This is a genomic window from Acinetobacter uliginosus, from assembly GCF_044130295.1.
Taxonomy (GTDB): Bacteria; Pseudomonadota; Gammaproteobacteria; order Pseudomonadales; family Moraxellaceae; genus Acinetobacter.
This window is the reverse complement of sequence record NZ_JBIQOC010000097.1, coordinates 1-1,864: the sequence shown is the minus strand read 5'-3', so window position 1 is coordinate 1,864 and position 1,864 is coordinate 1. Positions and strand designations below refer to the sequence as shown.

1 protein-coding gene, 1 rRNA gene and 1 pseudogene are annotated in these 1,864 nt (G+C 34.5%); 2 read left to right on the top strand and 1 reads right to left on the bottom strand.

Annotated features, from left to right (window positions below; genetic code table 11):
- Both ACE01T_RS15325 and ACE01T_RS15320 read left to right on the top strand, forming a co-directional pair.
- A partial coding sequence (locus ACE01T_RS15325) for a transposase (RefSeq protein WP_395519616.1) occupies positions 1–510 on the top strand: 510 nt, incomplete at its 5' end.
- A gap of 140 nt (positions 511–650) precedes the next feature.
- Positions 651–1,232, top strand: a pseudogene (locus tag ACE01T_RS15320) (lytic transglycosylase domain-containing protein).
- 271 nt (positions 1,233–1,503) lie between these two features.
- Here the strand turns inward: ACE01T_RS15320 and rrf are convergent.
- Positions 1,504–1,618 (bottom strand): 5S ribosomal RNA (rrf, locus tag ACE01T_RS15315).
- Between the last annotated feature and the right edge of the window lie 246 nt (positions 1,619–1,864).

Here is a 1,864-nt window from a genome sequence, read left to right as displayed (position 1 = left end):
AGAAAATATGGTATTCGATTTATGTTTGGTATCGACTGTAACCGTAAGGTTTCCCCAGAAAAAGGACAATGGTTTCAACTGCGTTTATTGCCAAATTTCCATCAGGGTCAAGTGGTCTGGCTCAAAGATTTTGGCTTTGTACAATTATTTAAGACTCAGTTAAAAGAACAGCAGAGGTTTTATATTGTGCATCAAGATGAAGATGATTTATTGTCCTTTGAGGGTTTTCATGAATTACATTCAAGTCATTGGAAAATAGAACAATATCATCGGGTGATTAAACAGGTTTGTCATATTGAAAAGTTTCAAGTAAGACGATCTAAACTGATTTCGAATCATATTTTTTCAGCCTTGATGGCCTACGTGGAGATACAAAAGAACCAGTTTGAGCAGATCTTTGAAAATGTATATCGTTGGCAGAAGAAATTATTTAGACCAATGATCAAAAACTTCATTGATGACTTTATTCTCGATAAAAATCATCTGCTACCACAGAGAATCTATAAATAATACTGCGTAAGTCCTATTATAAATTAAGATCAGAGAAATATTTATCACATTGATCTAATCCATCAAAATGTCAGTGCTTGACTCATCGTATTCAGCCCACTAGCATAACTATAATAAAATTTTACTTTGGGTTTTTGACTTTGTTTTTTACACAGCATTTCTCATATTTATCCTCAAAAAAATCTAACTATCATTTATTTACATTTAAATCCGTAGCTATGATTGTTACTACTCTCACTTTTTTCGGGTGTACTTCTTTAAATAGTAATTCAATTGCTAAACGGTCTGAAAAATTATCTACAGGTATACAAAAAGCCTATTCAGTTGAATCAGCTACGGCAAACCGCGTTTCTCCCATGATTATTCAAAGTGCAGACAAATATAATGTAGATCCAATATTATTGGCTGCGATGATTCAACAGGAATCAAGCTATAGAAACTCTGTAATTTCGCCTGCTGGGGCGGTCGGATTAACCCAAGTCATTCCAAGTTATTGGTAACAAACTTGTCCAGGTGACTTATACAATGAAAGCAGTAATATCCAATGTGGGACTTATATTCTTTCTAAATATAATCAATCATCCGGTAACTGGAAGAAGGCACTTGCCTATTATAATGTAGGTCCGTCAGGTTATGAGAATAATCGTAAAATGCGTAAACAAGGTAAACGGTATACTAAACAGGTAAAGCAACATCAAAAGAATCTAAAAAATGCTTTATAAACGCTAAATTGTTATTCGAAGCCCAGTTTTGGGGCTTTTTTATTATTTCCTAGATTCTCAAATGAAGTGCAACAGTGATTAAATTATGAGAAAGTTGCAGATATTATTTTTGAATCTAACAATTTATTTTCAATTTTTTCATATAGATATAACAAAGCATGATCTAACATTATCTGCTCAACTACTATAAGTTTTACTTAAAAAGAATATACCTTATTCCCAGCATAAAAAAAGCCCCCAGTCGTTTGACTGGGGGTGTTTTCGGATAATGAGCTGGCGATGACTTACTCTCACATGGGTAATCCCACACTACCATCAGCGCTAAGAGGTTTCACTTCTGAGTTCGGGAAGGGATCAGGTGGTTCACTCTTGCTATGGTCGCCAGCACAACTGTTTATGACTTTGCGTTTGGTCTTATTTATATGCCAATGCTTGGTCAAATAGAATTCATTAACAGGTATATCTGAGCTGTCATATTTTGTTCTTTAGCGTTCACTAAATCAAGCTGTTTTGCTTAATATCGAATCAATTGATGCTTTATACAACAACTGTTTGGGTGTTGTATAGTCAAGCCTCACGAGCAATTAGTATTGGTCAGCTTCACATATCACTATGCTTCCACATCCAACCTA